Source organism: Pseudomonas orientalis, from assembly GCF_002934065.1.
Classification (GTDB): domain Bacteria; phylum Pseudomonadota; class Gammaproteobacteria; order Pseudomonadales; family Pseudomonadaceae; genus Aquipseudomonas; species Aquipseudomonas orientalis_A.
This window is the reverse complement of sequence record NZ_CP018049.1, coordinates 4,239,692-4,266,260: the sequence shown is the minus strand read 5'-3', so window position 1 is coordinate 4,266,260 and position 26,569 is coordinate 4,239,692. Positions and strand designations below refer to the sequence as shown.

Genomic DNA, 26,569 nt, shown 5'->3' with positions numbered 1-26,569 from the left:
GTCAGTTGATAAATTTTCAGCTGACCCACCGCCATCGGGGGCAAGCCCCCTCCCACATTGGTTTTGTATCTGTCTCGGAAATATTTATTTGGCAGCAGACACCCGCCACACCTTGTTCCCCACATCATCCGCCACCAGCAAATCCCCTTGCTGATCGATCACCACGCCCACCGGCCGGCCCATGGCGTTCTCATCTTTATCGAGGAACCCGGTCAGCACATCCACCGGCTTGCCCTTAGGCTGCCCGCCCTCGAACGGCACGAAAATCACCTTGTAGCCGCTGTGCGGCTTGCGATTCCACGAGCCATGCTGGCCGATGAACGCACCGTTGCTGAACTGCGCAGGAAGTTTGTTGCCGGTGGCGAAGGTCAGCCCCAGCGACGCGGTATGCGGGCCGACCGCATAGTCCGGCGCAATGGCTTTGGCCACCAGTTGCGGGTTTTGCGGGGTGACGCGCACATCCACATGTTGGCCGTAGTAGCTGAAAGGCCAGCCGTAGAAGGCGCCATCCTTGACTGAGGTGATGTAGTCCGGCACCAGGTCACTGCCGATCTCATCGCGTTCGTTCACCGCCGTCCACAGCTTGCCGCTCTGGGGTTCCCAGGCCATGCCGTTGGGGTTGCGCAGGCCGGAGGCGAAAATACGATGCTGGCCCGTGGCGCGGTCCACTTCCCAGATCGCCGCCCGGCCTTCTTCGGCTTCCAGGCCGTTCTCACCGACGTTGCTGTTGGAGCCGACGCTCACATACAGCTTGCTGCCATCCTGGCTGGCCACCACGTTTTTGGTCCAGTGATGGTTGAGGCTGCCACCCGGCAAGTCGACGACCTTGGTGCCGGCCGCCTTGATCGCGGTTTCGCCAGGCTGATAGGGGAAGCGCAGCAACTTGTCCGAGTCGGCCACGTACAGGTCGTTGCCGACCAGGGCCATGCCGAACGGTGAGTTGAGGTTTTCCAGGAACACCGTGCGCGTTTCGGCAACGCCGTCGTGGTCGGCGTCGCGCAGCAGGGTGATGCGGTTCGGGCTTGGCACACCCGCGCCGGCGCGGCCCATGACTTTTTCCATGACCCAGCCGCGCACGCCTTTGCTGTCATCCGGCTTGGGCGGTGCGTTGGTCTCGGCCACCAGTATGTCGCCGTTGGGCAACACATAGAGCCAGCGCGGATGCTCCAGGCCCTCGGCGAATGCAGCCACCTGCGTGCCGGCAGCGGCGGTGGGCCTGGCGCCGTCGGGCCAGCCGACCGCCGGCGCGATGTTCACGGTGGGGATCAGCGTCTTGTTCGGTTCCGGCAGCTTGGGCGAGGGCCCGGTGCCATCGGTCACTTGCAGGGTTGAGCTTTCTCCGCAGGCGGCGAGGGTGCCGGCCAGCATGATCAGTAAGGCAAGTCTGGTTTTATGCATGGTGTTCTCCTGAATACCTGTAAGGGTAGAGAAGCACATCACCTTGATGGTTCAAGTGCAGGGCCAGCTTTAATTGACGCTCCACCCCCAACCCACTAACCTTCGCGGCTTGTTCCAGGTGCTCTGTGGCGTTTGCGTCGACGGAGTGAAACAGGGAAGCCGGTGAGTGAGCGCACTTGTACACAGTGCTGCCGCAATTCCGGCGCTGCCCCCGCAACGGTAAATGAGTCAAGACGGCGTTGTTAGCCACTGTATCGCAGGCGATATGGGAAGGCGCGCCGTCGGCCTGCACGGTCTTTTACACAGACAGAGCGCCACTCATGAGCCCGGAGACCGGCCTGAAACATTCAACAGCATCACGGTGGGCGATGCTTGGCTGTCTGTTTTTCTTTTTTCCTGCCCGCCGTTTTTGTCCAGCCCCAACGGAGAGCTGCCATGACCGATACCCCCGACCGCGAAGAACGCCACCTGGCGCGCATGCTGCGCAAAAAAGCCGTGATCGATGAACGCATCGCCAATTCGCCCAATGAGTGCGGTTTGCTGCTGGTGCTGACCGGCAACGGCAAGGGCAAGAGCAGCTCGGCCTTCGGCATGCTGGCCCGGGCCATGGGCCATGGCATGCAGTGTGGCGTGGTGCAGTTCATCAAGGGGCGTCACAGTACCGGCGAAGAGCTTTTCTTCCGCCGTTTCCCCGAACAAGTGCGCTTCCATGTGATGGGCGAAGGCTTTACCTGGGAAACCCAGGATCGCCAGCGCGATATCGCCGCCGCTGAAGCGGCCTGGGCGGTGTCCAGGGCCATGCTGAATGACCCCTCCATCGGCCTGGTGGTGCTGGACGAACTGAATATCGCCCTCAAGCACGGCTACCTCGACCTGGACCAGGTGCTCAGCGACCTGCAAGCCCGTCCGCCGATGCAGCACGTGGTGGTCACCGGCCGGGGCGCCAAGCCTGAACTGATCGAAATGGGCGACACCGTCACCGACATGGGCATGCTCAAGCACGCGTTCCAGGCCGGTATCAAGGCTCAGAAAGGCGTCGAACTTTGAATCAGCCCCGTCATTGCCCGGCCGTATTGATCGCCGCACCGGCGTCCGGCCAAGGCAAAACCACGGTCACCGCCGCGTTGGCGCGCTTGCACCGCAACCTGGGGCGCAAGGTCCGCGTATTCAAATGCGGGCCGGACTTCCTTGACCCGATGATTCACGAACGCGCCAGCGGTGCGCCGGTGTATCAGTTGGACATGTGGATGGTCGGCGAGCAGGAAAGTCGTCGCTTGTTGTGGGAAGCGGCGGGGGAGGCCGACCTGATCCTGATCGAAGGCGTGATGGGCCTGTTCGACGGCACCCCGTCCAGCGCCGACCTGGCGCGGCATTTCGGTGTGCCGGTGCTGGGGGTGATCGACGGTACGGCCATGGCGCAGACCTTCGGCGCGCTCGCGTTGGGCCTGGCACGCTACCAGCCGGACCTGCCCTTCGCCGGCGTGCTCGCCAACCGCGTCGGCACGCTGCGCCATGCGCAGTTGCTGGAGGGCAGCCTGACCGAAGGGTTGCGCTGGTACGGCGCGTTGTCGCGCGAAACCGGCATAGAACTGCCCAGCCGGCACCTGGGCCTGGTGCAGGCCAGCGAACTGAATGACCTCGACGCGCGCCTGGACGCCGCCGCCCAAGCCCTGGGCAGCAGTTGCGAAGTGGCCGTGCCGCCGCCGGTGACGTTTGCCGCGCCCGCCGTCATCGCGGCCGAGCCGCTGCTCGCCGGGGTGCGCATTGCGGTAGCCCGTGACGAAGCCTTCGCCTTTACCTACGGCGCCAGCCTCGACCTGCTGCGGGCAATGGGCGCGCAGCTCACATTCTTCTCGCCCATTCACGATCATGCGCTGCCTGACGTCGACAGCCTGTACCTGCCGGGTGGCTATCCGGAATTGCATCACTTGGCGCTGGCGCAAAATACCGCGATGCTTGAGGCAATCCGCGCCCATCACGCCGCCGGCAAGCCATTGCTCGCCGAGTGTGGCGGCATGCTGTACCTGCTCGACTCGCTTACCGATGTCGACGGCAACCGCGCCGAACTGCTCGGCCTGCTGCAGGGCGACGCCGTGATGCAAAAGAAATTGGCGGCCCTGGCGCTGCAAAGCGTGGAGCTGCCCGAGGGCACGTTGCGCGGGCATACCTATCACCACTCCCTGACCAGCACTGAGTGCGAGCCGATCGCCCGCGGGCTCAGCCCCAATGGCGGGCGCGGGGCCGAGGCGGTGTATCGGCAGGGGCGGATGACGGCCTCCTATGTGCACTTTTACTTTCCGTCGAACCCGGCGGCGGTGGCCGCATTGTTTGCGCCAGGTCCCGACACCGCTATCGGGGGCAAGTCGAATCGTCGCACCGCCCCTCCCACAATTGACCGAGTTGAAACCCCATCCAATGTGGGAGGGGGCTTGCCCCCGATGAGGCCATGACTGACCACGCCTTCCCCGAGGCCGACCGCCAAGCCGTCTACCGCGCCATCGCCGAGCGCCGCGACATGCGCCATTTCAGCGGCGGCAGCGTCGCGCCTGAATTACTGCAACGCCTGCTCCAGGCCGCCCACCAGGCGCCGAGCGTCGGCCTGATGCAGCCGTGGCGGTTTATCCGCATCAGCGACCGTCAATTGCGGGGCCGGATTCAACAACTGGTGGAAGAAGAACGCATCCGCACCGCCGAGGCCCTGGGCGAGCGTTCCGACGACTTCATGAAGCTCAAGGTCGAAGGCATCCACGACTGCGCAGAGGTGCTGGTGGCGGCACTGATGGACGATCGCGAGCGGCACATCTTTGGCCGGCGCACCTTGCCGGAAATGGACATGGCGTCCTTGTCCTGCGCGATTCAGAACCTGTGGCTGGCCGCCCGCGTCGAGGGCCTGGGCATGGGCTGGGTTTCGTTGTTCGAACCCCAGGCCCTGGCCGACCTGCTGGGCTTGCCGGCGGGCGCCAAACCTCTGGCGGTGCTGTGCCTGGGACCGGTCGCCGCATTCTATCCGGCACCGATGTTGCAACTCGAAGGCTGGACCGAACCTCGGCCATTGAGTGACATGCTGTATGAAAACCTGTGGGGAGTGAGTCAATGAGTGTGGCCTTGCTGTGTGTCGCCGCCGTGGCGCTGGATGCGCTGCTGGGCGAGCCCAGGCGCTGGCATCCGCTGGTGGCGTTCGGCAATTTTGCCGGGCGCATCGAGCAGCGTTTCAACACGGGGGGCCGGGGCTGGCGCAGTCATGGCGTGACTGCATGGTTTATTGCGGTGGTGCCGCTGACCCTGCTGGCCACCGCATTATCCTGGGCGCCTTATATCGGTTGGGTGCTGGAAATCCTGGCGCTGTACTGCGCCTTGGGCATGCGCAGCCTGGGTGAGCATGTCAGCCCGGTCGCCCAGGCCTTGCGCAGCGATGATCTGGAAGAAGCGCGCAAACGCGTGAGCTATCTGGTCAGCCGCCAGACCAGCGAGCTGGATCGCACCGAAGTGGCTCGCGCCGCCACTGAGTCGGTACTCGAAAACGGCAGCGACGCCGTGTTCGCCGCACTGTTCTGGTTTGTGGTCGCCGGCGTGCCGGGCGTGGTGCTCTATCGCCTGAGCAACACCCTCGACGCCATGTGGGGCTATCGCAACGAACGCTTTGAGCGCTTCGGCTGGGCGGCGGCGAAGATCGACGACGGGCTCAACTATATTCCTGCACGTCTGGTGGCATTAACCTACGCGCTGCTGGGCAAGACGCGGCTGGCGCTCAGATGCTGGCGCACCCAGGGGCCGACCTGGGACAGCCCCAACGCCGGCCCGGTGATGGCCGCTGGCGCCGGCGCGTTGGGCGTGGAACTGGGTGGCGCGGCGATCTATCACGGCGAGGTGCACCAGCGCCCGCCGTTGGGCGAAGGCCCGCCGGCCGACGCTGACGCCATCGACCGCGGCTGGCAACTGGTGCAGCGCGGCGTTTGGTTGTGGCTGCTGATCCTGTGCGCGGGGGCGCAATTTTATGCTTGAACATGGTGGTCGGCTGCGTAAGGCCGCAATTGAATACGGGATCGCCGAAGCGGATTGGCTCGATTTGTCCACTGGCCTGGCGCCCTGGCCGTGGCCGATCCCGGAGATTCCTGTGCGCGCCTGGGCGCGGTTACCCGAAGCCGATGACGGCCTGGAGAAAGTGGCCAGCGACTACTACGGCGCCGCCCAAGCGTTGCCGGTGCCAGGCTCCCAGGCCGCGATCCAGTTACTGCCGCGCCTGCGCCGTTCGGGCAAGGTCGGGGTGCTGTCGCCGTGTTATGCCGAGCACGCCGAGGCCTGGCGGCGTGCCGGTTATGTGGTGCGCGAAGTGCAGGAGCAGGAAGTCGACTTCTTTCTCGACGGCCTCGACGTGCTGGTGGTGGTCAACCCCAATAACCCCACCGGCTTGAACCTGGCCCCTGAGCGCCTGCTCGACTGGCATGCGCGGCTGGCCCAACGCGGCGGCTGGCTGGTGGTGGACGAGGCCTTCATGGATGTTACTCCGCACTTGAGCCTGGCCAGCCACACCCATCAGGTCGGCTTGATCGTGTTGCGCTCGTTCGGCAAGTTCTTCGGCCTGGCCGGGGTGCGCCTGGGTTTTGTGCTGGCCGAGCGCAAGTTGCTCAAGTTGTTGGCCGAACAGGTCGGACCGTGGGCGGTCAGCGGGCCCACACGGGTGATTGGCCAGCACTGCCTGCGCGACAACGCCGGGCACACCCGCCAGCGTACCCGTTGCCTCGAGGCCGGCCAGCGACTGTTCGACCTGCTGGAACGTCAAGGCTTTGAACCCCACGGAGGCTGCGCCTTGTTCCAGTGGTTGATCACACCGCATGCCGAACGCTTGCATGAATTCATGGCCCAGCGCGGCATCCTGCTGCGCCTGTTCGTGCACAACAGCAGCGTGCGTTTCGGCCTGCCCGACAGCGAGGCCGACTGGCAGCGCCTCGAGACGGCCCTGGCCGCCTACAAGGACGCGACATGAGTACGCTGATGGTGCAGGGCACCACCTCCGACGCCGGTAAAAGCACGCTGGTGACCGCGCTGTGTCGCTGGCTGGTGCGCCAGGGCATTGCAGTGGCACCGTTCAAGCCGCAGAACATGGCGCTCAACAGCGCGGTGACCGCCGAAGGCGGCGAGATCGGCCGCGCCCAGGCCGTACAGGCCCAGGCCGCCCACCTGGCGCCCCACACCGATATGAACCCGGTGTTGCTCAAGCCCAACAGCGACACCGGTTCTCAAGTGATCATCCATGGCCGCGCCGTGACCAGCATGAATGCGGTCGCCTACCACGACTACAAGGCGATCGCGATGCAGGCGGTGCTGGCCTCCCACACACGGTTGAGCCAGGCCTATGCGGTGGTCATGGTCGAAGGCGCGGGCTCGCCGGCCGAAATCAACCTGCGCGCCAATGACATCGCCAACATGGGCTTCGCCGAGGCCGTGGACTGCCCGGTGCTGTTGATCGCCGATATCAATCGCGGCGGGGTGTTCGCCCATCTGGTCGGCACCCTGGAGTTGTTGTCCCCCAGCGAGCAGGCACGGGTTCGGGGGTTCATCATCAACCGTTTTCGCGGTGATATCGCGCTGCTGCAGCCGGGGCTCGATTGGCTGGAGGCGCGCACCGGCAAGCCGGTGGTGGGTGTGCTGCCCTATGTGATGGACCTGCACCTGGAGGCCGAGGACGGCATCGATCAGCGCCAGATCGACAAGGCCGCCCAGGTGCTCAAGGTGGTGGTGCCGGTGCTGCCGCGCATCAGCAACCACACGGATTTCGATCCGCTGCGCCTGCATCCCCAGGTGGACCTGCAATTCGTCGGGCCGGGCCAGCCGATCCCGGCCGCCGACCTGATCATCTTGCCGGGGTCGAAAAGCGTGCGCAGTGATCTGGCGTATTTGCGTGCCAATGGCTGGGATACGGCAGTGGCGCGGCATTTGCGTTATGGCGGCAAGGTGCTGGGCATTTGTGGCGGGTTGCAGATGCTTGGCGAGCAGGTGCACGACCCGCTCGGTCTGGAAGGAGCCGCCGGCTCCAGCGACGGGTTGGGGCTGCTGGCGTTCAGTACCACGCTTGCGCAGGAGAAGCAGCTGCGCAATGTGCGCGGACGGTTGTTGTTGGAGGATGCCGAGGTCAGTGGGTATGAGATCCATGCGGGGGTGACGAGCGGCGGGGCGCTGTCGAATGCTGCTGTGCGGCTTGATGATGGGCGCAGTGACGGTGCGCAGAGTGCCGATGGGCAGATTCTCGGGACGTACCTGCATGGCTTGTTCGAAACCCCGGCCGCGTGCAGTGCGTTGTTGCGCTGGGCGGGGTTGCAGGAGGTGCAGGAGGTGGATTATCACGCGCTGCGTGAGCGGGATATCGAGCGGTTGGCGGATTTGGTGGAGCACCATCTGGATACGGACTTGTTGCGCAGACTGTGCGGGCTTTGACGGTGTGTACGCGGACAGAATGTGGGAGGGGGCTTGCCCCCGATGGCGGCCTCAGGGTTGGCCAGTATTTTGGATCAGATCAAGTACATATCCTTTATTTAGGTAACGGCCACTTTGGGTTCCGCCCTTACGGCGGCTCACTTTTGAAAAGCGCAAAAGTAAGCAAAACGCTCTTGCCCCACCACTCGGCACCTCGCTTTGGCTCGGTGTGCCCTCTCTCCGGCTTGAATCCGTGGGCCGCCGCAATGGGCCATCCATGGCCCAGTGCGGCTAACCCGGCGTCCTGCCGGGTTACCCACGGATTCAAGCCTGCGTTCGGCCAGCGTGGTTTAACGGGGCGCCTAAGATCAAGATCAAGAGCGACTCGCTGCGCATCGTGGTTAGGCTTGGGTGCTACTGAGTTGTGTAGACAGCCGCGGACAAAATGTGGGAGGGGGCTTGCCCCCGATGGCGGTGGGTCAGTTATCGATGTATTCACTGTTACCCCCTCATCGGGGGCAAGCCCCCTCCCACATTGTTCGGTGGCGCGGGCCTTGGAAGGTATGTGCTCATGTATCAATTGATTCTTGGCGGCGCTCGCTCGGGCAAGAGTCGTCTGGCTGAAAAGCTCGCCGTCGACAGCGGTCTCTCCGTGATTTATATCGCCACCAGCCAGCCGCTGGACGGTGAGATGAATCAGCGCGTTGCCCTGCACCGTGAACGTCGTCCCGATCACTGGGGCCTGATCGAAGAACCCGTCGAGCTGGCGCGTGTGTTGCGCGAAAACGCCGCTGCCGGCCATTGCCTGTTGGTCGACTGCCTGACTTTGTGGCTGACCAATCTGTTGATGCTCGAGGATGCCGAGCGCCTGGCGTTCGAGCGCGATCAGTTGCTGCAAACCCTGGCGTCGCTGCCGGGTGAAATCATTTTTGTCAGCAACGAGACCGGACTGGGTGTCGTGCCGCTGGGCGAATTGACTCGCCGTTATGTGGATGAAGCCGGTTGGCTGCATCAAGCCTTGGCCGAGCGGTGTCAGCGTGTGGTGCTGACGGTGGCCGGCCTGCCCCTGACTTTGAAAGGTACTGCGTTATGACCGATTCCTGGTGGCTCAACCCCTGCAAGGCCATCGATGCTTCTGCGCAGGAACAGGCGCGGGACCGTCAGCAGCAGTTGACCAAGCCCGCCGGTTCCCTCGGCCAGTTGGAAGCGCTGGCGGTGCAATTGGCCGGTTTGCAGGCCCGGGTCAAACCGTCGGTGGATCAACTGTGGATCGCGATTTTTGCCGGCGACCATGGCGTGGTCGCCGAAGGTGTGTCGGCATTTCCCCAGGAAGTGACCGGGCAGATGCTGCACAACTTTGTCAGCGGTGGCGCGGCCATCAGCGTGTTGGCCCGGCAACTGGACGCGCAGTTGGAGGTGGTCGATCTCGGCACGGTGACGCCCTCCCTGGCGTTGCCCGGCGTGCGTCACCTGAATATCGGCGCGGGCACGGCCAACTTCGTCAACGGCCCGGCGATGACCCAGGCTCAGGGCAATCAGGCCCTGCAGGCCGGGCGAGACAGCGCACACCGCGCCCTGGAAAACGGCGCACAGCTGTTTATCGGAGGCGAGATGGGCATCGGCAACACCACCGCCGCCAGTGCCTTGGCCTGTGCGCTGCTCGATTGCCCGGTGAGTGAACTGACCGGGCCGGGAACGGGTTTGAATGCCCAGGGTGTCAGTCATAAGGTGGCGGTCATCGAGCGCGGCCTGAGACTGCACGGGGCCCAGCGCGACGACGCGCTGCAGACGCTGTTCAACCTGGGGGGCTTTGAAATCGCCGCGCTGGTCGGTGCCTATCTGGCCTGCGCCCAGGCGGGCATCGTGGTGCTGGTGGACGGGTTTATCTGCAGCGTCGCCGCAGTGGTCGCCACGCGCTTGAACCCGGCATGCCGTGACTGGCTGGTGTTCGGCCATCGTGGCGCCGAGCCGGGCCATCGCCACGTGCTGCACAGCCTTGACGCGCAGCCTCTGCTCGACCTGGGCCTGCGCCTGGGCGAAGGCAGCGGTGCGGCGTTGGCGGTGCCGCTGCTGCGCCTGGCCTGTGCGTTGCACGGGCAGATGGCGACCTTCGCCGAAGCGGCCGTGGCGGACCGCCCGGCATGACGTTGCACCTGGATGTGCTGCGCCACGGCGAAACCGAGTTGGGCGGCGGCCTGCGCGGCAGCCTGGATGACTCCCTGACGGCCAAAGGCTGGGAACAGATGCGCGCCGCAGTCGCAGGGCGGGGGCCGTGGGACCGGCTGATCAGTTCGCCGTTGCAACGCTGCGCGCGCTTTGCCCAGGAGCTGGGCGAGCGCCTCAACCTTCCGGTCAGCCTGGAAAAAGACCTGCAGGAGCTGCACTTCGGCGCCTGGGAAGGGCAGAGCGCGGCGGCGTTGATGGAAACCGATGCCGAGGGGCTGGGCTTGTTCTGGGCGGATCCCTACAACTTTACGCCGCCGGAAGGTGAGCCGGTGGACGCGTTCTCCGAGCGGGTGCTGGGTGCTGTCTCACGTCTGCGCCAGGCTCATGCCGGTGAGCGCGTGCTGTTGATCAGCCACGGAGGGGTGATGCGGCTGCTGTTGGCGCGCGCGCGCGGCTTGCCTCGTGAACAATTGCTGAATGTCGAAGTCGGCCATGGCGGGCTGTTCAACTTGCAAGTCGCGACCGATGGCACGTTGAAGGAAGGAGGCTGACCATGCTGCCATTCTGGATCGCCCTGCAGTTCCTGAGCAGCCTGCCGATTCGCCTGCCGGGCATGCCGCAGCCGCAGGAACTGGGGCGTTCGTTGCTGTTTTATCCGCTGGTGGGCCTGCTGTTCGGCCTGCTGCTGTGGGGCCTGAACGGTGTGTTGACGGGCACGCCACTGCTGCTGCACGCCGCGCTGCTGTTGAGCGCCTGGGTGCTGCTCAGCGGCGGCCTGCACCTGGACGGCCTGGCGGACAGTGCCGACGCCTGGCTGGGTGGCTTCGGCGACCGCGAACGCACCCTCACTATCATGAAGGACCCACGCAGCGGGCCCATTGCCGTGGTCACTCTGGGCCTGGTGCTGCTGCTCAAGTTCACTGCGCTGGTGACGCTGATCGAGCAGCACAATGGCGCTGCGCTGATTCTCGCGCCGCTGATCGGCCGGGCGTCGATGCTGGCACTGTTTCTCACCACGCGTTACGTGCGCGCGGGTGGTTTGGGGCAGGCGCTGTCGGATCATTTGCCCAGGGTAGTCGGCCAGCAGGTGCTGATCCTCAGCGGACTGGCCTGCATCCTGATCGGCGGGTTCAACGGTGGGCTGGCGGTGCTGCTTGCTGCCGTGTGTTTTATCGGCTTGCGCCAGGTGATGATCAAGCGCCTCGGCGGCACCACCGGCGACACCGCCGGCGCCCTGCTGGAACTGCTGGAAACGGCTGTGCTGATCGGGCTGGCGTTGTAACACTTTCTTGCATTTGCACAACTCCGGGTATATACACGCTCCATGCTTGCCTCCCAATGTTTATGCACCAACCTGCGACGTGCCGCCCGTGGCGTCAGCAGGCATTACGACGGCGCCCTCGACGGCTTCGGGATCAACGTTGCGCAGTATTCCTTGCTGTGCAACCTGCAACGTCTCGATCAGCCGAGCATTTCCAGCCTGGCCGAAGCCATGGGCCTGGACCGCAGCACCCTGGGGCGCAATCTGCGCGTCCTGGAAGGTGACGGCCTGGTGCGGTTGGTCGAGGGTGATGACCTGCGCAATCGCCTGGTGGTATTGACCGAGGCGGGCCAGCAGCGTTTGGCGGCGGCCCTGCCGGCATGGGAAGCGGCACAACAGAAATTGATCGATCAGCTTGGCGCGCAAAAGCGCGAAACCCTGTTGGCCTTGCTGGATGAACTGGCCTGAACGGCGGTTTGTTCGGCTACAAGCGGGTATATACCCGCGATGGAGAATAAGAAATGACCTCGATGTGGCGCACCAGTGGCTGGGTTCTTTTGGGGAGTGCGCTGATCCTGGCGTTGTCGTTGGGCGTGCGGCATGGCTTTGGGCTGTTCCTGGCGCCGATGAGCAGCGAATTCGGCTGGGGGCGTGAGACGTTCGCTTTTGCCATTGCCTTGCAGAACCTGATCTGGGGCCTGGCACAGCCGTTCACCGGGGCCTTGGCCGACCGCTTCGGCGCGACCAAGGCGGTGTTTGTCGGCGGCGTGTTGTACGCCGTGGGCCTGGTGTTGATGGGCATGTCGGATTCGGCGTGGTCATTGTCCCTGAGTGCCGGGTTGCTGATTGGCATCGGCCTGTCCGGCACTTCGTTTTCAGTGATTCTCGGCGTGGTTGGCCGCGCCGTCGCACCGGAGAAACGCAGCATGGCCATGGGCATCGCCAGCGCCGCCGGCTCCTTTGGCCAGTTCGCCATGGTGCCTGGCACCCTCGGCTTGATTGGTTGGCTGGGCTGGTCGGCGGCGCTGCTGGCACTGGGCTTGATGGTGGCGTTGATCCTGCCGCTGGTGGCCATGCTCAAGGACAAACCGCTACCGGTGACGGTCGGTCAACAAACCCTGCGCGAAGCGTTGAAGGAGGCGTGCTCCCATTCCGGGTTCTGGCTGCTGGCCTTCGGCTTTTTCGTTTGCGGATTCCAGGTGGTGTTTATCGGTGTGCATCTGCCGGCGTACCTGGTGGACCAGCATCTGCCGGCCACGGTGGGCACCACGGTGCTGGCCCTGATTGGCCTGTTCAATGTGTTCGGCACCTACACCGCCGGCTGGCTGGGTGGGCGCATGTCCAAGCCGCGCTTGCTCACCGGCCTGTACCTGTTGCGTGCGGTGGTGATCGTGCTGTTCCTGTGGGCGCCTGTCACCGAGGTCACGGCTTACCTGTTTGGCATGGCCATGGGGTTCCTCTGGCTCTCCACCGTACCGCTGACCAACGGCACCGTTGCCACCTTGTTCGGCGTGCGAAACCTTTCGATGTTGGGCGGGATTGTGTTCCTGTTCCATCAGCTCGGCTCGTTCCTCGGTGGCTGGCTGGGCGGGGTGGTCTATGATCGAACCGGTAGCTATGACCTGATCTGGCAAGTGGCGATTGCGCTCAGCCTGCTCGCGGCGGCGTTGAACTGGCCGGTGCGTGAACGACCGGTGGCGCGTGTGCAGGCGCAACTGGAGGCGGCATGAGTGCAGCACTGCGCTGCTTGATCCTGGCGACGACGCTGGGGTTGCTGCTGCTGGCCTGGTGGGGCTGGCAGCAAGGCGGCCTGGCGTTGATGCAGTTGGGCATGGCGATCTGTTAAGTTCTGTGTCTGAACCGAATCAAGGACCTTTGATATGTTGATGCGCTGGCTCGCTCTACCCGTCCTGATGGCTGCCGCAAGTGTGGCCCTGGCCGCCAACTGCCCGCCGCTGCTGGAGGGCCAATTGCCCAAGCTGCGGGCCAAGGAATCCATTGACCTGTGCCAGCGTTTTGCAGGCAAGCCTTTGGTGATCGTCAATACGGCGAGCTTCTGCGGCTTCGCTCCTCAATTCAAAGGCCTCGAAGCCTTGTATCAGCGTTATAAGGGCGAAGGGCTGGAGGTGATTGGCGTGCCTTCCGACGACTTCAAGCAGGAGGCCAAGACCGGTGAGGAAACCGCCAAGGTCTGCTACGTCAATTACGGCGTGACCTTCACCATGACCGAGCCGCAGAAGGTCAAGGGGCCGGACGCGGTGCACCTGTTCAAGAGCCTGGCGCAGCAGACCGACACGCCGCCGAAGTGGAATTTCTACAAATACGTGGTGGATCGCCAAGGCAAGGTGATCGCCAACTTTTCCAGCCTGACCAAGCCTGACAGTCCCGAGCTGATCAAGGCGGTGGAGCAGGCGATAGCTTCCAGGCCCTGATACAGGATCGTCCATTGAAAAGCCCCGCCTCCTTTGCAGGAGAGCGGGGCTTTTTTATACCGCCATGAATCAGAAGCGGTAGGTCATGCCCAGGCCGAAACCGTTGGCACTGTTCTCATACTTGGCGTTGTAGCTGGCCAGTTGGTTGGAGCGTGCAACCTTGACGTCCTCTTCCTTCAGGTAAGAGTAAGCCACGTCGATGGTCATGTTCGGCATGACCTCGTAGCCCAGGCCCAGACTGAAGATGGTGCGGTCGCCGGTAGGAATGCGCGGCGAGCGGTCAGTGTTGTTAGTCGGCGACTGGTCGAACGTCAGGCCGGTACGCAATACCACCTGCTTGGTCAACTGATACGAAGTACCCACGGCATAAGCCCAGGTGTCGTGCCAGTTCTGGTCTTCCTTGATGGTGCTGACCAGGCCGGGGGCCAGCGCGCCACCCGCTGCGGCAGTCACGCCTTCGTTCTTGACGGTGATGTCTTTCAGGCGGCTCCAGCGGGTCCAGGTTGCACCGGCGTAGAGTTTCCACGCATCGGTCAGGTCCTGGGTCACCGACAGGTCGTAGGACTCAGGCGTGTCGATCTTCAGCGAGGCGTCGTAGCGATTGCTGCGCAGGAACGGCGACGTCGCGGTCGGTGCGGTGACTTCGGTGTGGCCGTCCAGCTTGTAGCTGACCTTGGAGTGGTAGGTCAGGCCGACGCGGGTGGTATCGGTGGCTTGTACCAGCACGCCGATGTTGAAGCCCAGCGCGGTGTCGTCACCCTTGATCTTGATGTTGGTGTCGGGGGCGCGAGGGTTCAGCGTCAGGTCCGATTCCAGGGTACCGGCAATGCGGTTGATGGTCGGGCCAAAACCCACGGAAACGCGATCGTTGAAGGCGTAGCTGACCGTCGGTTGCAAGGTCATGACTTTCACTTCGCTTTTGCTGCCGAAGCCACGGCCCTGGAAGCCGCTTTCGTAGTCAGTTATCAGGCCGAACGGCGCATAGACGCCGAAACCCACAGACCACTGATCGTTGAGTTTATTGGTGTAGAAACCGAAAGGGACGGCGGTGAATGGCACCATATCGCCTTTGTTGCTACCGGCGGAGCGACCGCTGGTATCGCTCAGGTCGGTGGAGGCATCGATGGCTGCGACACCGCCGGTGATCTGCTGGCCGTTCAGGCGAGCCATACCGGCAGGGTTGCCATAGACCGTGCTTGCATCATCGGCAGAAGAAGAGCGACCCGCGAAACCGGTACCCATCCCGCTGACGCTCTGTTCGTTCAGGGCGAAGCCGCTGGCGAACAGTTGGGAGGAGGCCATGGCAACGGCGAGGCTAAGTGTGGTCTTGAGCATTACTTTTTTCATTATTAGAACTCCGTGTGATCACCGCTGCGGAAAGTATCAATAAATTTCACATCGCGCTATAGGCTGTAATGCGGGAGATAGAGCGGCTTTGTAGGACAATCCGACCAGATTTGTGCTTTTTTGACGAATCTTGCAAATTGCCCGGTCAGCAGGTCACCTGTTTCATGGGCGAGACACAGGTTTGCCAGGCCTGGGAGAAATCTCGCAATTGGCTTTGAGGGCGAAATATTTCTAATGAATGACGGGCCCGAGAAGGCGGGCTTGGCAGCGGTGGATCGGATCTCAGGCCCGTCGCAAGCGGATCATGCCGCTTGAGTTGAAGTGTAGTGTCAAATTTATCCTGTAAAGGGCTGTTTTTAAAACATCTTCTTTATCCAGTTATAACGGTTATATCTATTTGTGATTAGTAAAAAACTGCCTGGCTAAATTCCAGGCAATAAAAAACCCTGTTTTTCAGACAGGGTTTTTTTGTGTTTCAGCGACTCGGGTCGATCAGGCAATCAATGCCTGGCGGGTACGCTCGATCACGGCCTGCAGCGGTTCTGCGCTGGAGTATTGATCGGGGTACAGGCGTTCGCTGTGACGAGCGATGCCGTGTTCGTTGACCAGGGTGAAGCTGAAGCAGCCTTTGCGAGCGGCCATGATCAGGCAATTCATTGGGGCAAAAGCGTTGGTGAGGGTGCGGATGGCATCCTGAGTATGGATTTGAGCGTTCATATTATGGGTGTTCCTACAAATGACACAGATAAGAACCGTGCCGTATTAAAACGTTCCAGTGACGTTGATCACCATTGATCAAACGAAGAACCCGACTGGAACAAAGCAGCCAGTTTGAAGCGCTATTGAATAAGGCGCGCTTGGGCTGGCAGGTAGGTACTTAGGAGGGCAGGCAACACAACAGGGGCAAAGGTTCTGGGCCCGGGGTGAAGATCCTGATCAATTTGCAGGTTGGTTCGGTCAGAGTATGGAGACTTCGCGACACCCTTTGCTTGTTCAAAGGCCGTGTCGTCGCAAGTGATACCTGGAAACCATCGAGGTGGTCGATCCCATGTGGTTCAAGGGATATGTTCGACCAGAATTGACTTTCAGCTTGGTACTAACGCCGCGGATAGTAACGGATCGAAACAAGGAAGGGAAGTGGTCGGATAAAAAAAACCGATCAGCCCCCCAGCAGCCCGCGCCAGACCAGCACGGTAATGGACGCGGCCAAGGTACAACCAAGCCCGTAGGCGGCGAGAGTCAGCCTCAAGGACTGGCCGGTCTCGATGACCCGCATGACATCGCGCATGTCGTCGATCCTCCCTTCTCCCAGTTCAATGCACAGACTTATCGCGGTCAGCGCGGCGGATACCAGGATAGCGATGGCAAACAGCGCGCCGTCCGGAGACGGTAGCAGCGCATTGATGCCCAGTGCCGTCGCGCAGATGGCCAGCAGCAACGCGGCGAATAACAGAATTCCTTTCATCGGCCCTGCACGGTTGCGTTGTCGGTGGGGAAGTGTGGCGAGCCGCGATCGCTTTGAAAAGTCCCCAGGCTTGCTGGCGGTAACATTTTCCGAAGGTGTCGGATCAAAAAAGCCGGCAATATGACCTTTGACGGGGTAGTTGTGCACATTAGTCGCAGCGCGTGTAACTTCATTGGTCACCGCCCTGAAGCCTGTCCATTTGCCTGTAATCAAAATTTAAGTCAATGAAAAATCTCGCTTTTTTTTATTGGTGAAAAAATCGTCAGTTTGACTGCGGCCCCCGTTCCATGGGCCTTTGCGCGAGTTAAAGCCGGGTTGTCCACTGAGTTATCCACAGCTTCTGTGGATTGTCCCAAGCGCTTGCTCTAGAACGGGCGTGCAGGCATTTTTGAGCTTTACCTGTACGAAAAAAAGAGTAGAGTGGCGCGCCTTCCGTTCTGTCCCACAGTGCTTTATGAAGTTTCGCTCAGTATCACCTTCTGTTACCGACACTCCTCAAACTGTTACCGCGCGCAAGCGCTTCTCTTTGACAGTCGCCTTGTGGCTGCTCGACAGCCCGCGCCTGGGGCAGAGCACCAACATCAAGCACTTGGCTGGCCGTCTGCTCAAGCAGCCTGCCCGCGAAGGCGTGGTGGCCGCGCAGAGCCGCCTGGGCCAATTAATGTGCCGTGAATGCGGAAATGCCCGCGACCGGCGTATCGGTCAGGATCTGCTGCGGTCGGCGGCCCGTGCCGGCGACCGTCGCGCCCAGCGCGAATTGGGCCAGGGCGAAGACTGAGCTGTCCTCCCGTGCCTTGCTTGGTTAACCTTGCTCTTTTTGGGTAATGGCAGAAATGGCTATGGTGTTTGACTGGACCAGTGTCGCCCTCGGGTTTGCCGGCGCAGCGCTGCCTTTATTGGCGTGGTGCTGGCAGATTCAACGGCGGCTGACCGCGCGCACCGTCGGCTGGGAGTTGCTGCAAGAGCGCCTGGCCACCGCGCAACTGGCCCAGGAAGGGCTTGCCGCGCAGTTGGACGCCAGCCGCGACGAGATCAGCGATCTGAGCCAGGCCAACGCGGCCAAGCAGGCCGACCTGGCTGCGGTACGCCGCGAAGTCGAGCTGTTGCAGATCGACCGCGATAACGCCCGCGACGCCGCCCACGCCTGGAATATCGACCGCAGCGCCAAGGAAACCGAACTGCGCCGCCTTGACGCCCTGGCCGCGGCCTTGCGCGCCGAGCTGCGGGAACAGCAGGACAGCCATCAACAACGCCTCGCCGACCTGCAAGGCTCCCGGGATGAGTTGCGCGCGCAGTTCGCCGAACTCGCCGGGAAGATTTTCGATGAGCGCGAACAGCGCTTTGCCGAAACCAGCCAGGAGCGGCTCGGGCAGTTACTCGACCCGCTCAAGGAGCGCATCCAGTCCTTCGAGAAGCGCGTTGAAGAAAGCTACCAGAACGAAGCCCGCGAGCGTTTTTCCCTGGCCAAGGAGCTTGAGCGCCTGCAGCAATTGAACCTGCGCCTGTCGGACGAAGCCACCAACCTGACCCGCGCCCTTAAAGGCCAGAAAACCCAGGGTAACTGGGGTGAACTGATCCTCGAGCGAGTGTTGGAGCATGCGGGCCTGGAAAAAGGTCGCGAGTACCAGACCCAGGTCAGCCTCAAAGGCCCGGATGGCGAACGCTTCCAGCCGGACGTGCTGATCATGTTGCCGGGCGACAAGCAGGTGGTGGTGGACTCCAAGGTCAGCCTGACCGCCTACCAGCAGTACGTCGCAGCGGATGACGAGGTGATTGGCCAGGCGGCGTTGAAACAGCATGTGCTGTCCTTGCGCAATCACGTCAAGGGCTTGGCCGGCAAGGATTACAAACGCCTGGAAGGCTTGCACAGCCTGGATTTCGTGCTGTTGTTCGTGCCGATCGAAGCGGCGTTTTCCGCAGCGCTGCAAGCCGAGCCGAACCTGTTCCAGGAAGCCTTTGATCGTCATATCGTGATTGTCAGCCCGACCACCTTGCTGGCCACCCTGCGGGTGATCGACAGCCTGTGGAAGCAGGAGCGCCAGAGCCAGAACGCGCGGGAAATCGCCGAGCGCGCCGGTTGGCTCTATGACAAGTTCGTACTGTTCATCCAGGATCTGGACGAAGTGGGTAATCGCCTGCAGCAGTTGGATAAAGCCTACAGCGCGGCGCGCAACAAGCTGACAGACGGACGTGGAAATCTGGTCAGCCGTACCGAGCAGCTAAGATTGCTCGGCGCCCGAGCGAGCAAGAGCCTGCCGGCGGATCTGCTCGAAAGGGCGATGACCGATTCTGACGGCGTAGCGCATCTTCCTGAGTAAAACACAGGCCAAAAATGTGGGAGGGGGCTTGCCCCCGATTGCGCAGTGTCAGTCGCCAGATCTATTGGCTGATGCACCGCCATCGGGGGCAAGCCTCCTCCCACATTTTGTGCAGAGTACACTTGAATTAAAGGGGCAAATGCCGACTCAACAGCGCCCGCAACGCCGCCGGTTTCACCGGCTTGGCCAGGTAATCCAGTCCCGCCGCATGCACTTTGGCCACCATCTCCGCACGGCCATCGGCACTGATGACCACGCCCGGAATCGGCTCGGCCAATTGGGCGCGCAGCCAGCCCATCAATTCAGTTCCGGTCTCGCCGTGGTCCAGGTGGTAATCCACCAACGCGATTTGCGGGCGCATGCCTTCAGCCAACAGGGCTGCGCACTGTGCCTGATCAGCAGCGGTCCACACCTCGCAACCCCAGCGGGTCAGCAAGCTGCGCATGCCGATCAGGATGCTTTCTTCGTTATCCACGCACAGTATTTGCGCGCCGCTCAGTGGCAGGCCATTTTCCTGCGCGGCCTTGACCGGTGCAGCGGTTTGGTTGCGCGCCAGCGGCACGCGCACACTGAACACGCTGCCCTTGCCCGGCCACGAGCGTACGCTCAGGCGATGGCCCAGCACGCGGCACAGGCCGTCGGCGATCGCCAGGCCCAGGCCCAGGCCCTTTTCGGCGCGGGTCTGGTGACTGTCCAGGCGCTTGAACTCTTCGAAAATCACTTTCTGTTTATCCGGCGGGATGCCAGGGCCACGGTCCCAGACTTCCAGGCACAGTTGGCCCTGGCGGCGACGTACGCCCAGCAGCACCGGCCCGTCAGCATAACGAAAAGCGTTGGTCAGAAAATTCTGCAGGATCCGCCGCAGCAACTTGATGTCGCTGTCCACCCGCAGGCGACTGCCGCGCAAACGAAAGCGCAAGCCTTGCTCATGGGCCAGCGCCTTGAATTCGGCGCCCAGGGTGTCGAACAACTCGTTAAGGACGAACGGCTGGCGTTGTGGATTGATCTTGCCGTTCTCCAGGCGTGAGATATCCAGCAAGTCGCTGATCAGATCCTCAGCCGAGCGCAGCGAACTGTCCAGGTGCTGCACCAGTTGCCGAGCCTCGCTGGAAAGGCCTTCGTGCTGGTGGGACAGGGCAGCGGAGAACAGGCGTGCGGCGTTCAGCGGTTGCATCAGGTCATGGCTGACGGCTGCCAGAAAGCGGGTCTTCGACTGGCTGGCGGATTCGGCCACGCCCTTGGCCTCGGTCAGCGCGACATTGAGCTGCGACAGCTCATGGGTGCGCTCGGTCACCCGCTGTTCCAGACCCTCATTGGCCTCGGTCAGCGCCTGTTCGGCTTCGCGGAACGCGGTAATGTCGGTGAAACTCATGACAAAACCGCCGCCTGGCATCGGATTGCCGATCAGCTCGATCACTCGACCGTTGGGAAACAGCCGCTCGGACGTGTGCGCACGGCCCTGGCGCATCCAGTGCAGGCGTCGCGCCACATGCACCTGCGCCTCACCGGGGCCGCACAGGCCGCGCTCGGCGTTGTAGCGGATGATGTCGGCAATCGGCCGGCCAACGCTGATCAGGCCGTCGGGGTAGTTGAACAGCTCCAGGTAGCGCCGGTTCCAGGCCACCAGCTTGAGCGACTGATCCACCACGCTGATGCCCTGGGTAATGTTTTCGATCGCACCCTGCAGCAGGGCGCGGTTGAATTGCAGCACTTCGGAGGCTTCGTCGGCGATCCGGACCACGTCCTCCAGTTGCATGTCCCGCCCTTCAATGGCGGCTTTGACCACGGCGCGCGTTGAGGACGCACCCAGTACGCCCGCCAGCAAACGCTCGGTGTGGGCGATCCAGTCGTTGTCGGCATTCTGGTTGGGGTTGAAGCCTTTGCCCTGGCGATAGGCAAACCGGATAAAGCTCTGCTGGGCCCGTTCTTCACCGACAAAGCGCGCCGAGAGGCTGAGCAGGTCGCTGATCTGTACCGACAACATGGAACGGGCGCTGGCGCGCTGGCTGATTTCCTGACCGATAAAGCGCCCGGCCTGCCAATGCTCCGAGACCCGCGTGCGCGACAGCATCGACACCCATACAAACAACGTGAAGTTACCCGCCAGGGAGAACACGGTGCCCAAGGTCAGCGAGGTCACGGAAAAGCCGAACGGATGCGAGTGCATCCAGGTCAGGCCGGGGAACAGGCTCAGCGACCAGCCCAGGCTTTTCGCGGTAACCGGCAGGACCAGGGTGTAGAACCACAGGAACGTACCCGCCGCCAAACCTGCAAATACCCCGCGTCGGTTGGCTTGTTTCCAGTACAGCGCACCGAGCATCGCCGGTGCCAGCTGGGTCACGGCGGCAAACGCGATCTGGCCGATGGTCGCCAGGCTCGCGGTGGAACCCAGCAGTCGGTAGCTCACATAGGCCAGCAGCAGGATGATCACGATGCTGACCCGGCGCACCGACAGCATCCAGTGGCGGAACACTTCGAAGGGCCGTTCGGCGCTGGAGCGGCGCAAGAGCCAGGGCAGCAGCATGTCGTTGGAGACCATGGTCGACAAGGCAATGCTGGCCACGATCACCATGCCGGTGGCCGCCGAGGCGCCGCCGATAAAGGCCAGTACGGCGAGGGCCGGGTGGGCTTCGGCCATCGGCAGGCTGATCACGTAGGAGTCCGGCAGCACCGAACCGGGCAACAGCATCTTGCCGCCGAGGGCGATGGGGATCACGAACAGCGCGGCAAGGATCAGATAAGCCGGGAACACCCACTTGGCCAGGCGCAAGTCCTGCGGGTCGATATTCTCCACCACCGTCACATGAAATTGCCGGGGCAGGCAGATGATCGCCATCATCGCGACGCCGGTCTGCACCACCATCGACGGCCAGTTGATGGTCTCTTTCCAGTATTCCTCCAGGCGCGGTGCAAGCATTGCCTGGCTGAACAGGTCGCCAAAACCGTCATACAGCCCGTAGGTCACAAACGCACCGACCGCCAGAAACGCGAACAGCTTGACCAGCGCTTCAAAGGCAATTGCCAGTACCATGCCCCGGTGGTGTTCGGTAGCGTCGAGGTTGCGCGTACCAAACACGATGGTGAACAGCGCCAGCACCAGCGACACCACCAACGCAGTATCCTGGGCCCGCGTGCCGGTGGTATCGGGCCCGGCGCCGATCAACAGGTTCACACCGAGCACGATGCCTTTGAGCTGCAGGGCGATATAGGGCAATACGCCGACCAGGCAGATCAACGCCACCACCACCGCCAGGGACTGGGATTTGCCGTAGCGTGCGGCGATAAAGTCGGCGATGGACGTGATGTTTTCCTGCTTGCTGATCAGAATCATCTTCTGCAGCACCCAGGGCGCCAGCACCAGCAACAGCACCGGCCCCAGGTAGATCGGCAAAAATGCCCACAGCTGTTCGGCCGCCTGGCCCACGGCACCGAAGAACGTCCAACTGGTGCAATACACGGCCAGCGACAGGCTATACACCCACGCTCGCATACGCGGTGGCAGCGGCGCATGGCGGCGGTCACCGTAAAAGGCGATGGCAAACATAATGGCCATATAGGCCAGGGCAACGGCGGCGATCAGCCCGCTGGACAGCGTCATGGTAACTCCGAGCATAGGGACACCCGGGCGGTGCGGGCCCGGTCGGACAGTCTCGCATGATGCCTGGGGTTAGTCAGTGTCGACCAAGGTCTGAGCGCGACGTGATGTCGCGGCTTATCGAGGCGGCAGGGTTTTCTGGCGCAGGATGTAAATCGTCACCAGCACCGCGCTGGTCAGCATGAACCCGCGTGCCCACGGCAATGGCACCAGGTAGCAGGACACGGCGATGCTCAGCCACATCAGCCCGATGGCGTAGACCTTGCCCTTGAGCGGGATGCCATTGCCGTCCAGGTAATCACGGATCCAGGGGCCCAGGCGCGGGTGTTCCACCAGCCAGTGGTAGAAACGCGGAGAGCTTCGAGCGAAGCAGGCGGCGGCCAGCAGGAGAAAGGGTGTGGTCGGCAGTACCGGCAGGAAAATGCCGATCACCCCGAGCGCTACGCTCAGCCAGCCAACGGCCAGCAGCGCGTAACGCAGGAGCGGCGAGCGCTTGCCCATGGGGTCCACGGGCAAGCGACTCAGTGGTGACGTGGCTTGAGGATCGCCGGTTTTTCGTCAGGCGCGTTGCACAGCAGGTACAGCGCGGTGAGGGCTTCCGGGATCTGCACGATCATGTCGTCCATCAGGTTGGCGTCGGCGGCGATATCGGAAAACTCGGCTTCTTCTTCAAACAACCCCGAACCGACCATGATCGGCAGCAGCATTTCGCTGACTTCTTCCTCGGCGGTTTCGAACCAGGCGGCTTCGCGCAGGAACACGCCTTCCATGAAGCCGATGCACCAGCCGCGCAGGTCGGAGTCGTCCGGATCGTCGCCCAGGTCCAGTTCGCACGGCAGCTCGAACTCTTCATCGGAAGCCAGCTGGCGACTGATGTGGGCCTTGAGCGCCAGCAGGGTGGCTTCGATTTCTTCGCGCTGAGCGTCGTCGGCGTAATGAGGTTCTTCGGCGAACAGCGCGTCGATCCACTCACGGTCGGGGACGACTTCGGAGCAGATCGACAGCGCGGTCAGGTAGCCGTGGGCGGCCACATAGTCCAGCGCCTCGTCATGCAGCTCATCGGCGTCGAGGAAGGCTTGCAGGCGGGTTAGTTGCTCAGCGAAGGACATTGAAGAATTACCTTGGGAATAAACGATGCTGAATTCTAGGCGTTCTTGCGCGCCCAAGCCAGTCGCCATGCAGATTTGCCGGGTTTTAGAGACGGGCTGCAATTCGTCAGTGGTGTCCTTTGGCGGATGGCGCTCGGGTATACTGCCGCGTTTTGTGATGCCCGTGCAGGCCAGGCGCCAGTCCGCGAAAACTTCGCTTACGGATTATTTTCCGTGAAGGCGTATTTTTTCGGCCAGCCTGTACAGAGGGTTTCGGGACTATTTTTTGGAGTTATACATGCTCGAGCAGGCTCAACGCGTCCTCAAGGACATCTTCGGCTACGACAGTTTTCGTGGCCGCCAGGGTGCGATCATTGAGCGCGTGGCCAGCGGCGGTGACGCGCTGGTCCTGATGCCTACCGGTGGCGGTAAATCGTTGTGCTTCCAGGTGCCGGCGCTGTTGCGCAATGGACTGGCGGTGGTGGTGTCGCCGCTGATCGCGTTGATGGACGATCAGGTCGCCACCCTGGAAGAATTGGGTGTCGCCGCCGCTGCCTTGAACTCCACCCTCAGCGCCGAGCAGCAGCGCGACCTGGCCGCGCGAATCAAGCGCGGCGAAGTGAAGATGCTCTACCTGGCGCCGGAGCGGTTGGTGCAGCCGCGCATGCTGGCGTTCCTGCAGAGCCTGGAAATCGCCCTGTTCGCCATCGACGAAGCCCACTGTGTGTCGCAATGGGGCCACGATTTTCGCCGCGAATACCTGCAGCTCGGTCAGCTGGCGGAGCTGTTCCCCGATGTGCCGCGTATCGCCCTGACCGCCACCGCCGACAAGCGTACCCGCGAAGAGATCGTCGAGCGCCTGCATTTGCAGAGCGCCGAGCGTTTCCTGTCGAGCTTCGACCGACCGAATATTTTCTACCGCATCGTGCCCAAGGAGCAGCCGCGCAAGCAGTTGCTCGCGTTTCTCTCCGAGCGGCGCAGCGATGCGGGTATCGTCTATTGCCTGTCACGCAAGAAGGTCGATGAAGTCGCCGCGTTCCTCTGTGAACAGGGTTACCCGGCGCTGCCTTATCACGCCGGCTTGCCCAATGAAACACGCTCGGCGCACCAGAAGCGCTTCCTCAACGAGGAAGGCCTGATCATGGTGGCGACGATCGCGTTCGGCATGGGGATCGACAAATCCAACGTGCGTTTCGTGGCACACATGGACCTGCCCAAGTCTCTTGAGGCCTATTACCAGGAAACCGGCCGCGCCGGCCGTGACGGCCTGCCGGCGGATGCCTGGATGGTCTACGGCCTGCAGGATGTGGTGATGCTCAAGCAGATGCTGCAGAACTCCGAAGGCGATGAGCGCCACAAGCGTCTGGAGCAGCACAAACTCGACGCCATGCTCTCGCTGTGTGAAGAGACCCGCTGCCGCCGCCAGACGCTGCTGGCGTATTTCGATGAAGACATGCCGCAACCGTGCGGCCACTGCGATAACTGCATCGATGGCGTGCAGACCTGGGACGCCACCGAGCCGGCGCGCCAGGCGTTGTCGACGATCTACCGCACCGGCCAGCGCTATGGCGTCGGTCACCTGGTGGATGTATTGCTGGGCAAGGACAACGAAAAAGTCCGCAGCTTCGGCCACGAGAAACTCTCGGTCTACGGCGTCGGCAAAGCGCGTGCCGAAGGCGAATGGCGTTCGCTGTTCCGCCAGATGGTGGCGCGCGGGCTGGTCGACATCGATATCGAAGGCTACGGCGGTCTGCGCCTGAACGACAGCTGCCGGCCCTTGCTCAAGGGCGAAGTCAGCCTGGAGCTGCGCCGCGACCTCAAACCGCAGACCGCCGCCAAGACCAGCACCAGCCAGGCCAGCCAACTGGTGCGTGGCGAGGAGCGCGAACAGTGGGAGGCCTTGCGGACCCTGCGGCGCAAGCTGGCGCAGGAGCACAGCGTGCCGCCCTACGTCATCTTCCCCGACTCGACCTTGCTCGAGATGCTGCGCGAGCAGCCCACCAGCATGGCCGAAATGGCCAGGGTCAGCGGCGTGGGCGCACGCAAGCTGGAGCGTTATGGCCAGGCCTTCCTCGAGGTGCTCGGCGGCCAGGCCGAAGCACCGAAGGAAATCGCCGATATCCGCCACGAACTGATCAGCCTGGCCCGCGCCGGCATGACCCCGATCCAGATCGCCGGCCAACTGCAATGCTCGGAAAAGAATGTGTATACGTTGCTGGCCGAAGCCATCGGCAAGCAGCAATTGTCCCTGGAGCAGGCCCTTGATTTGCCGGAGGATTTGCTTGGCGAAATCCAGGATGCCTTTCTCGACGGGGAGGGCGAATTGCCACCTGTCGCGGAGATCGCGCCGCTGTTTGCCGGACGGGTTCCCGAGGGTGTTTTGTACTGCGTACGTGCCGCTTTGCAGTCGGAATTCGAAATTTAGTGTGGCGATTACGACAATGTAACGAATCAGTACATACCGGGCCTTGCCTCCTGGCATGGCTCATGCTTAGCTGACTAATAATTAGCCACACTTTATTTTCAGTCTAAATCATGAGTTTTTTATGCCGTTAACCGATCAACACCGTTTTGGCATGCAGTTGGCGCAAATGTCCCGAGGTTGGCGCGCCGAGCTGGACCGCCGTTTGGCGGGGCTGGGCTTGTCCCAGGCGCGGTGGCTGGTGCTGCTGCACCTGGCCCGCTTTACCGAAGCACCTACCCAGCGTGAGCTGGCACAAAGCGTCGGCGTGGAGGGGCCGACCCTCGCGCGTCTGCTCGACAGCCTGGAAGGCCAGGGCCTGGTGCAACGCCAGGCGGTCGTGGAAGACCGCCGCGCCAAACGTATCCTGCTGTGTGACACCGCCCGCCCGTTGATCGACCAGATCGAGACCATCGCCACGCAACTGCGTCATGAACTCTTCGTTGGGGTGGACGAAGCGGATCTGCGCGTATGCATGCGTGTCCATGGGCACATCCTGGCGAATCTGGAAAAGTCCTGATTCCAAGTCCATTGAAGATCAAAAGGTGGGAGGGGGCTTGCTCCCGATGGCGGTGGTTCAGTTAGAGCATTTTTGACTGACCCACCGCCATCGGGAGCAAGCCCCCT

At 62.5% G+C, this 26,569-nt stretch carries 24 protein-coding genes and 1 riboswitch; of the genes, 17 read left to right on the top strand and 7 right to left on the bottom strand.

Annotated elements, in window-relative coordinates:
- Positions 1–84: 84 nt before the first annotated feature.
- A complete protein-coding gene (locus BOP93_RS19085) occupies positions 85–1,398 on the bottom strand; it encodes a PQQ-dependent sugar dehydrogenase (RefSeq protein WP_104504226.1) in 1,314 nt (437 codons plus the stop codon).
- Positions 1,399–1,497: 99 nt separating this feature from the next.
- A riboswitch (cobalamin riboswitch) is annotated at positions 1,498–1,754 on the top strand.
- 79 nt (positions 1,755–1,833) lie between these two features.
- Between BOP93_RS19085 and cobO the strand changes: the two genes are divergently transcribed.
- The 13 genes from cobO (at position 1,834) to BOP93_RS19015 (ending at position 13,668) form a co-directional block, all read left to right on the top strand.
- A complete protein-coding gene (gene cobO / locus BOP93_RS19080) occupies positions 1,834–2,445 on the top strand; it encodes a cob(I)yrinic acid a,c-diamide adenosyltransferase (protein ID WP_104504224.1) in 612 nt (203 codons plus the stop codon).
- Positions 2,442–3,848: a cobyrinate a,c-diamide synthase gene (locus tag BOP93_RS19075; protein WP_104504222.1), complete on the top strand. Its 1,407-nt coding sequence runs from the start codon at positions 2,442–2,444 to the stop codon at positions 3,846–3,848. The genes cobO and BOP93_RS19075 overlap by 4 nt, the downstream gene beginning before the upstream one ends.
- Positions 3,845–4,495 (top strand): 5,6-dimethylbenzimidazole synthase, encoded by a 651-nt coding sequence (gene bluB / locus BOP93_RS19070; protein ID WP_065895743.1) that lies wholly within the window; start codon positions 3,845–3,847, stop codon positions 4,493–4,495. Before BOP93_RS19075 ends, bluB begins: the two co-directional genes overlap by 4 nt.
- The gene (gene cbiB, locus BOP93_RS19065; RefSeq protein WP_104504220.1) at positions 4,492–5,400 is read left to right on the top strand and encodes an adenosylcobinamide-phosphate synthase CbiB; all 909 of its coding nucleotides are present in this window, start codon (positions 4,492–4,494) and stop codon (positions 5,398–5,400) included. Before bluB ends, cbiB begins: the two co-directional genes overlap by 4 nt.
- The gene (cobD, locus tag BOP93_RS19060) at positions 5,393–6,382 is read left to right on the top strand and encodes a threonine-phosphate decarboxylase CobD (protein WP_104504218.1); all 990 of its coding nucleotides are present in this window, start codon (positions 5,393–5,395) and stop codon (positions 6,380–6,382) included. Before cbiB ends, cobD begins: the two co-directional genes overlap by 8 nt.
- Complete coding sequence (locus BOP93_RS19055; RefSeq protein ID WP_104504216.1) at positions 6,379–7,830, top strand: cobyric acid synthase; 1,452 nt, start codon at positions 6,379–6,381, stop codon at positions 7,828–7,830. Before cobD ends, BOP93_RS19055 begins: the two co-directional genes overlap by 4 nt.
- Positions 7,831–8,380: 550 nt before the next feature.
- Positions 8,381–8,902: a bifunctional adenosylcobinamide kinase/adenosylcobinamide-phosphate guanylyltransferase gene (cobU, locus tag BOP93_RS19045; protein WP_104504214.1), complete on the top strand. Its 522-nt coding sequence runs from the start codon at positions 8,381–8,383 to the stop codon at positions 8,900–8,902.
- Entirely contained in the window at positions 8,899–9,954 is a 1,056-nt protein-coding gene (gene cobT / locus BOP93_RS19040; protein ID WP_104504212.1) for a nicotinate-nucleotide--dimethylbenzimidazole phosphoribosyltransferase, read from the top strand. The genes cobU and cobT overlap by 4 nt, the downstream gene beginning before the upstream one ends.
- A complete protein-coding gene (gene cobC / locus BOP93_RS19035) occupies positions 9,951–10,526 on the top strand; it encodes an alpha-ribazole phosphatase family protein (protein WP_104504210.1) in 576 nt (191 codons plus the stop codon). The genes cobT and cobC overlap by 4 nt, the downstream gene beginning before the upstream one ends.
- A gap of 2 nt (positions 10,527–10,528) precedes the next feature.
- Positions 10,529–11,257, top strand: a complete 729-nt coding sequence (locus BOP93_RS19030) for an adenosylcobinamide-GDP ribazoletransferase (protein ID WP_104504208.1) — start codon at positions 10,529–10,531, stop codon at positions 11,255–11,257.
- 42 nt (positions 11,258–11,299) lie between these two features.
- A complete protein-coding gene (locus BOP93_RS19025) occupies positions 11,300–11,704 on the top strand; it encodes a MarR family winged helix-turn-helix transcriptional regulator (protein WP_065884512.1) in 405 nt (134 codons plus the stop codon).
- 53 nt (positions 11,705–11,757) lie between these two features.
- Positions 11,758–12,966 (top strand): MFS transporter, encoded by a 1,209-nt coding sequence (locus tag BOP93_RS19020; RefSeq protein WP_104504206.1) that lies wholly within the window; start codon positions 11,758–11,760, stop codon positions 12,964–12,966.
- Between the two features lie 150 nt (positions 12,967–13,116).
- Positions 13,117–13,668, top strand: a complete 552-nt coding sequence (locus tag BOP93_RS19015) for a glutathione peroxidase (RefSeq protein WP_104504204.1) — start codon at positions 13,117–13,119, stop codon at positions 13,666–13,668.
- Positions 13,669–13,737: 69 nt separating this feature from the next.
- On the opposite strand, the gene BOP93_RS19010 is transcribed toward BOP93_RS19015, so the two are convergent.
- The 3 genes from BOP93_RS19010 to BOP93_RS18995 all read right to left on the bottom strand — a co-directional run bounded on the left by BOP93_RS19010 (position 13,738) and on the right by BOP93_RS18995 (position 16,480).
- A complete protein-coding gene (locus tag BOP93_RS19010; protein WP_104504202.1) occupies positions 13,738–15,015 on the bottom strand; it encodes an OmpP1/FadL family transporter in 1,278 nt (425 codons plus the stop codon).
- Positions 15,016–15,507: 492 nt separating this feature from the next.
- Positions 15,508–15,732 (bottom strand): hypothetical protein, encoded by a 225-nt coding sequence (locus BOP93_RS19005; RefSeq protein WP_010208698.1) that lies wholly within the window; start codon positions 15,730–15,732, stop codon positions 15,508–15,510.
- A gap of 442 nt (positions 15,733–16,174) precedes the next feature.
- Positions 16,175–16,480 (bottom strand): hypothetical protein, encoded by a 306-nt coding sequence (locus BOP93_RS18995; protein ID WP_104504200.1) that lies wholly within the window; start codon positions 16,478–16,480, stop codon positions 16,175–16,177.
- 454 nt (positions 16,481–16,934) lie between these two features.
- On the opposite strand from BOP93_RS18995, the gene BOP93_RS18990 reads away from it, so the two are divergent.
- Positions 16,935–17,258: a hypothetical protein gene (locus tag BOP93_RS18990; protein WP_104504198.1), complete on the top strand. Its 324-nt coding sequence runs from the start codon at positions 16,935–16,937 to the stop codon at positions 17,256–17,258.
- A 175-nt stretch (positions 17,259–17,433) separates the two neighbouring features.
- Positions 17,434–18,798: a DNA recombination protein RmuC gene (gene rmuC / locus BOP93_RS18985; protein WP_205885824.1), complete on the top strand. Its 1,365-nt coding sequence runs from the start codon at positions 17,434–17,436 to the stop codon at positions 18,796–18,798.
- A gap of 127 nt (positions 18,799–18,925) precedes the next feature.
- Here the strand turns inward: rmuC and BOP93_RS18980 are convergent, their stop codons facing one another.
- From BOP93_RS18980 to BOP93_RS18970, 3 genes are all read right to left on the bottom strand, one after another.
- A complete protein-coding gene (locus BOP93_RS18980) occupies positions 18,926–22,396 on the bottom strand; it encodes a hybrid sensor histidine kinase/response regulator (RefSeq protein ID WP_104504194.1) in 3,471 nt (1,156 codons plus the stop codon).
- A 114-nt stretch (positions 22,397–22,510) separates the two neighbouring features.
- Complete coding sequence (locus BOP93_RS18975; protein WP_057721315.1) at positions 22,511–22,894, bottom strand: YbaN family protein; 384 nt, start codon at positions 22,892–22,894, stop codon at positions 22,511–22,513.
- 20 nt (positions 22,895–22,914) lie between these two features.
- Positions 22,915–23,502 (bottom strand): YecA family protein, encoded by a 588-nt coding sequence (locus BOP93_RS18970; protein WP_057721316.1) that lies wholly within the window; start codon positions 23,500–23,502, stop codon positions 22,915–22,917.
- 277 nt (positions 23,503–23,779) lie between these two features.
- Here BOP93_RS18970 and recQ point away from each other — a divergent pair, with 277 nt between their 5' ends.
- Both recQ and BOP93_RS18960 read left to right on the top strand, forming a co-directional pair.
- Positions 23,780–25,906 (top strand): DNA helicase RecQ, encoded by a 2,127-nt coding sequence (gene recQ, locus BOP93_RS18965; RefSeq protein WP_104504192.1) that lies wholly within the window; start codon positions 23,780–23,782, stop codon positions 25,904–25,906.
- Positions 25,907–26,027: 121 nt separating this feature from the next.
- Positions 26,028–26,462, top strand: a complete 435-nt coding sequence (locus BOP93_RS18960; protein WP_104504190.1) for a MarR family transcriptional regulator — start codon at positions 26,028–26,030, stop codon at positions 26,460–26,462.
- The last annotated feature ends 107 nt before the right edge of the window (positions 26,463–26,569 follow it).

What these genes read in the sequence shown, in the direction of transcription:
- BOP93_RS18960 (WP_104504190.1), top strand. Translation starts at nt 26,028, where the DNA reads ATGCCGTTAACCGATCAACACCGTTTTGGCATGCAGTTGGCGCAAATG.
- cobU (WP_104504214.1), top strand. Translation starts at nt 8,381, where the DNA reads ATGTATCAATTGATTCTTGGCGGCGCTCGCTCGGGCAAGAGTCGTCTG.
- BOP93_RS18990 (WP_104504198.1), top strand. Translation starts at nt 16,935, where the DNA reads ATGAAGTTTCGCTCAGTATCACCTTCTGTTACCGACACTCCTCAAACT.
- cobC (WP_104504210.1), top strand. Translation starts at nt 9,951, where the DNA reads ATGACGTTGCACCTGGATGTGCTGCGCCACGGCGAAACCGAGTTGGGC.
- bluB (WP_065895743.1), top strand. Translation starts at nt 3,845, where the DNA reads ATGACTGACCACGCCTTCCCCGAGGCCGACCGCCAAGCCGTCTACCGC.
- BOP93_RS18980 (WP_104504194.1), bottom strand. Translation starts at nt 22,396, where the DNA reads ATGACGCTGTCCAGCGGGCTGATCGCCGCCGTTGCCCTGGCCTATATG.
- BOP93_RS19010 (WP_104504202.1), bottom strand. Translation starts at nt 15,015, where the DNA reads ATGAAAAAAGTAATGCTCAAGACCACACTTAGCCTCGCCGTTGCCATG.
- recQ (WP_104504192.1), top strand. Translation starts at nt 23,780, where the DNA reads ATGCTCGAGCAGGCTCAACGCGTCCTCAAGGACATCTTCGGCTACGAC.
- BOP93_RS19030 (WP_104504208.1), top strand. Translation starts at nt 10,529, where the DNA reads ATGCTGCCATTCTGGATCGCCCTGCAGTTCCTGAGCAGCCTGCCGATT.
- BOP93_RS19020 (WP_104504206.1), top strand. Translation starts at nt 11,758, where the DNA reads ATGACCTCGATGTGGCGCACCAGTGGCTGGGTTCTTTTGGGGAGTGCG.
- BOP93_RS18970 (WP_057721316.1), bottom strand. Translation starts at nt 23,502, where the DNA reads ATGTCCTTCGCTGAGCAACTAACCCGCCTGCAAGCCTTCCTCGACGCC.
- BOP93_RS19005 (WP_010208698.1), bottom strand. Translation starts at nt 15,732, where the DNA reads ATGAACGCTCAAATCCATACTCAGGATGCCATCCGCACCCTCACCAAC.
- BOP93_RS19015 (WP_104504204.1), top strand. Translation starts at nt 13,117, where the DNA reads ATGTTGATGCGCTGGCTCGCTCTACCCGTCCTGATGGCTGCCGCAAGT.
- BOP93_RS19025 (WP_065884512.1), top strand. Translation starts at nt 11,300, where the DNA reads ATGCTTGCCTCCCAATGTTTATGCACCAACCTGCGACGTGCCGCCCGT.
- cobD (WP_104504218.1), top strand. Translation starts at nt 5,393, where the DNA reads ATGCTTGAACATGGTGGTCGGCTGCGTAAGGCCGCAATTGAATACGGG.
- BOP93_RS19085 (WP_104504226.1), bottom strand. Translation starts at nt 1,398, where the DNA reads ATGCATAAAACCAGACTTGCCTTACTGATCATGCTGGCCGGCACCCTC.
- cobO (WP_104504224.1), top strand. Translation starts at nt 1,834, where the DNA reads ATGACCGATACCCCCGACCGCGAAGAACGCCACCTGGCGCGCATGCTG.
- BOP93_RS18975 (WP_057721315.1), bottom strand. Translation starts at nt 22,894, where the DNA reads ATGGGCAAGCGCTCGCCGCTCCTGCGTTACGCGCTGCTGGCCGTTGGC.
- BOP93_RS18995 (WP_104504200.1), bottom strand. Translation starts at nt 16,480, where the DNA reads ATGAAAGGAATTCTGTTATTCGCCGCGTTGCTGCTGGCCATCTGCGCG.
- BOP93_RS19055 (WP_104504216.1), top strand. Translation starts at nt 6,379, where the DNA reads ATGAGTACGCTGATGGTGCAGGGCACCACCTCCGACGCCGGTAAAAGC.
- cobT (WP_104504212.1), top strand. Translation starts at nt 8,899, where the DNA reads ATGACCGATTCCTGGTGGCTCAACCCCTGCAAGGCCATCGATGCTTCT.
- cbiB (WP_104504220.1), top strand. Translation starts at nt 4,492, where the DNA reads ATGAGTGTGGCCTTGCTGTGTGTCGCCGCCGTGGCGCTGGATGCGCTG.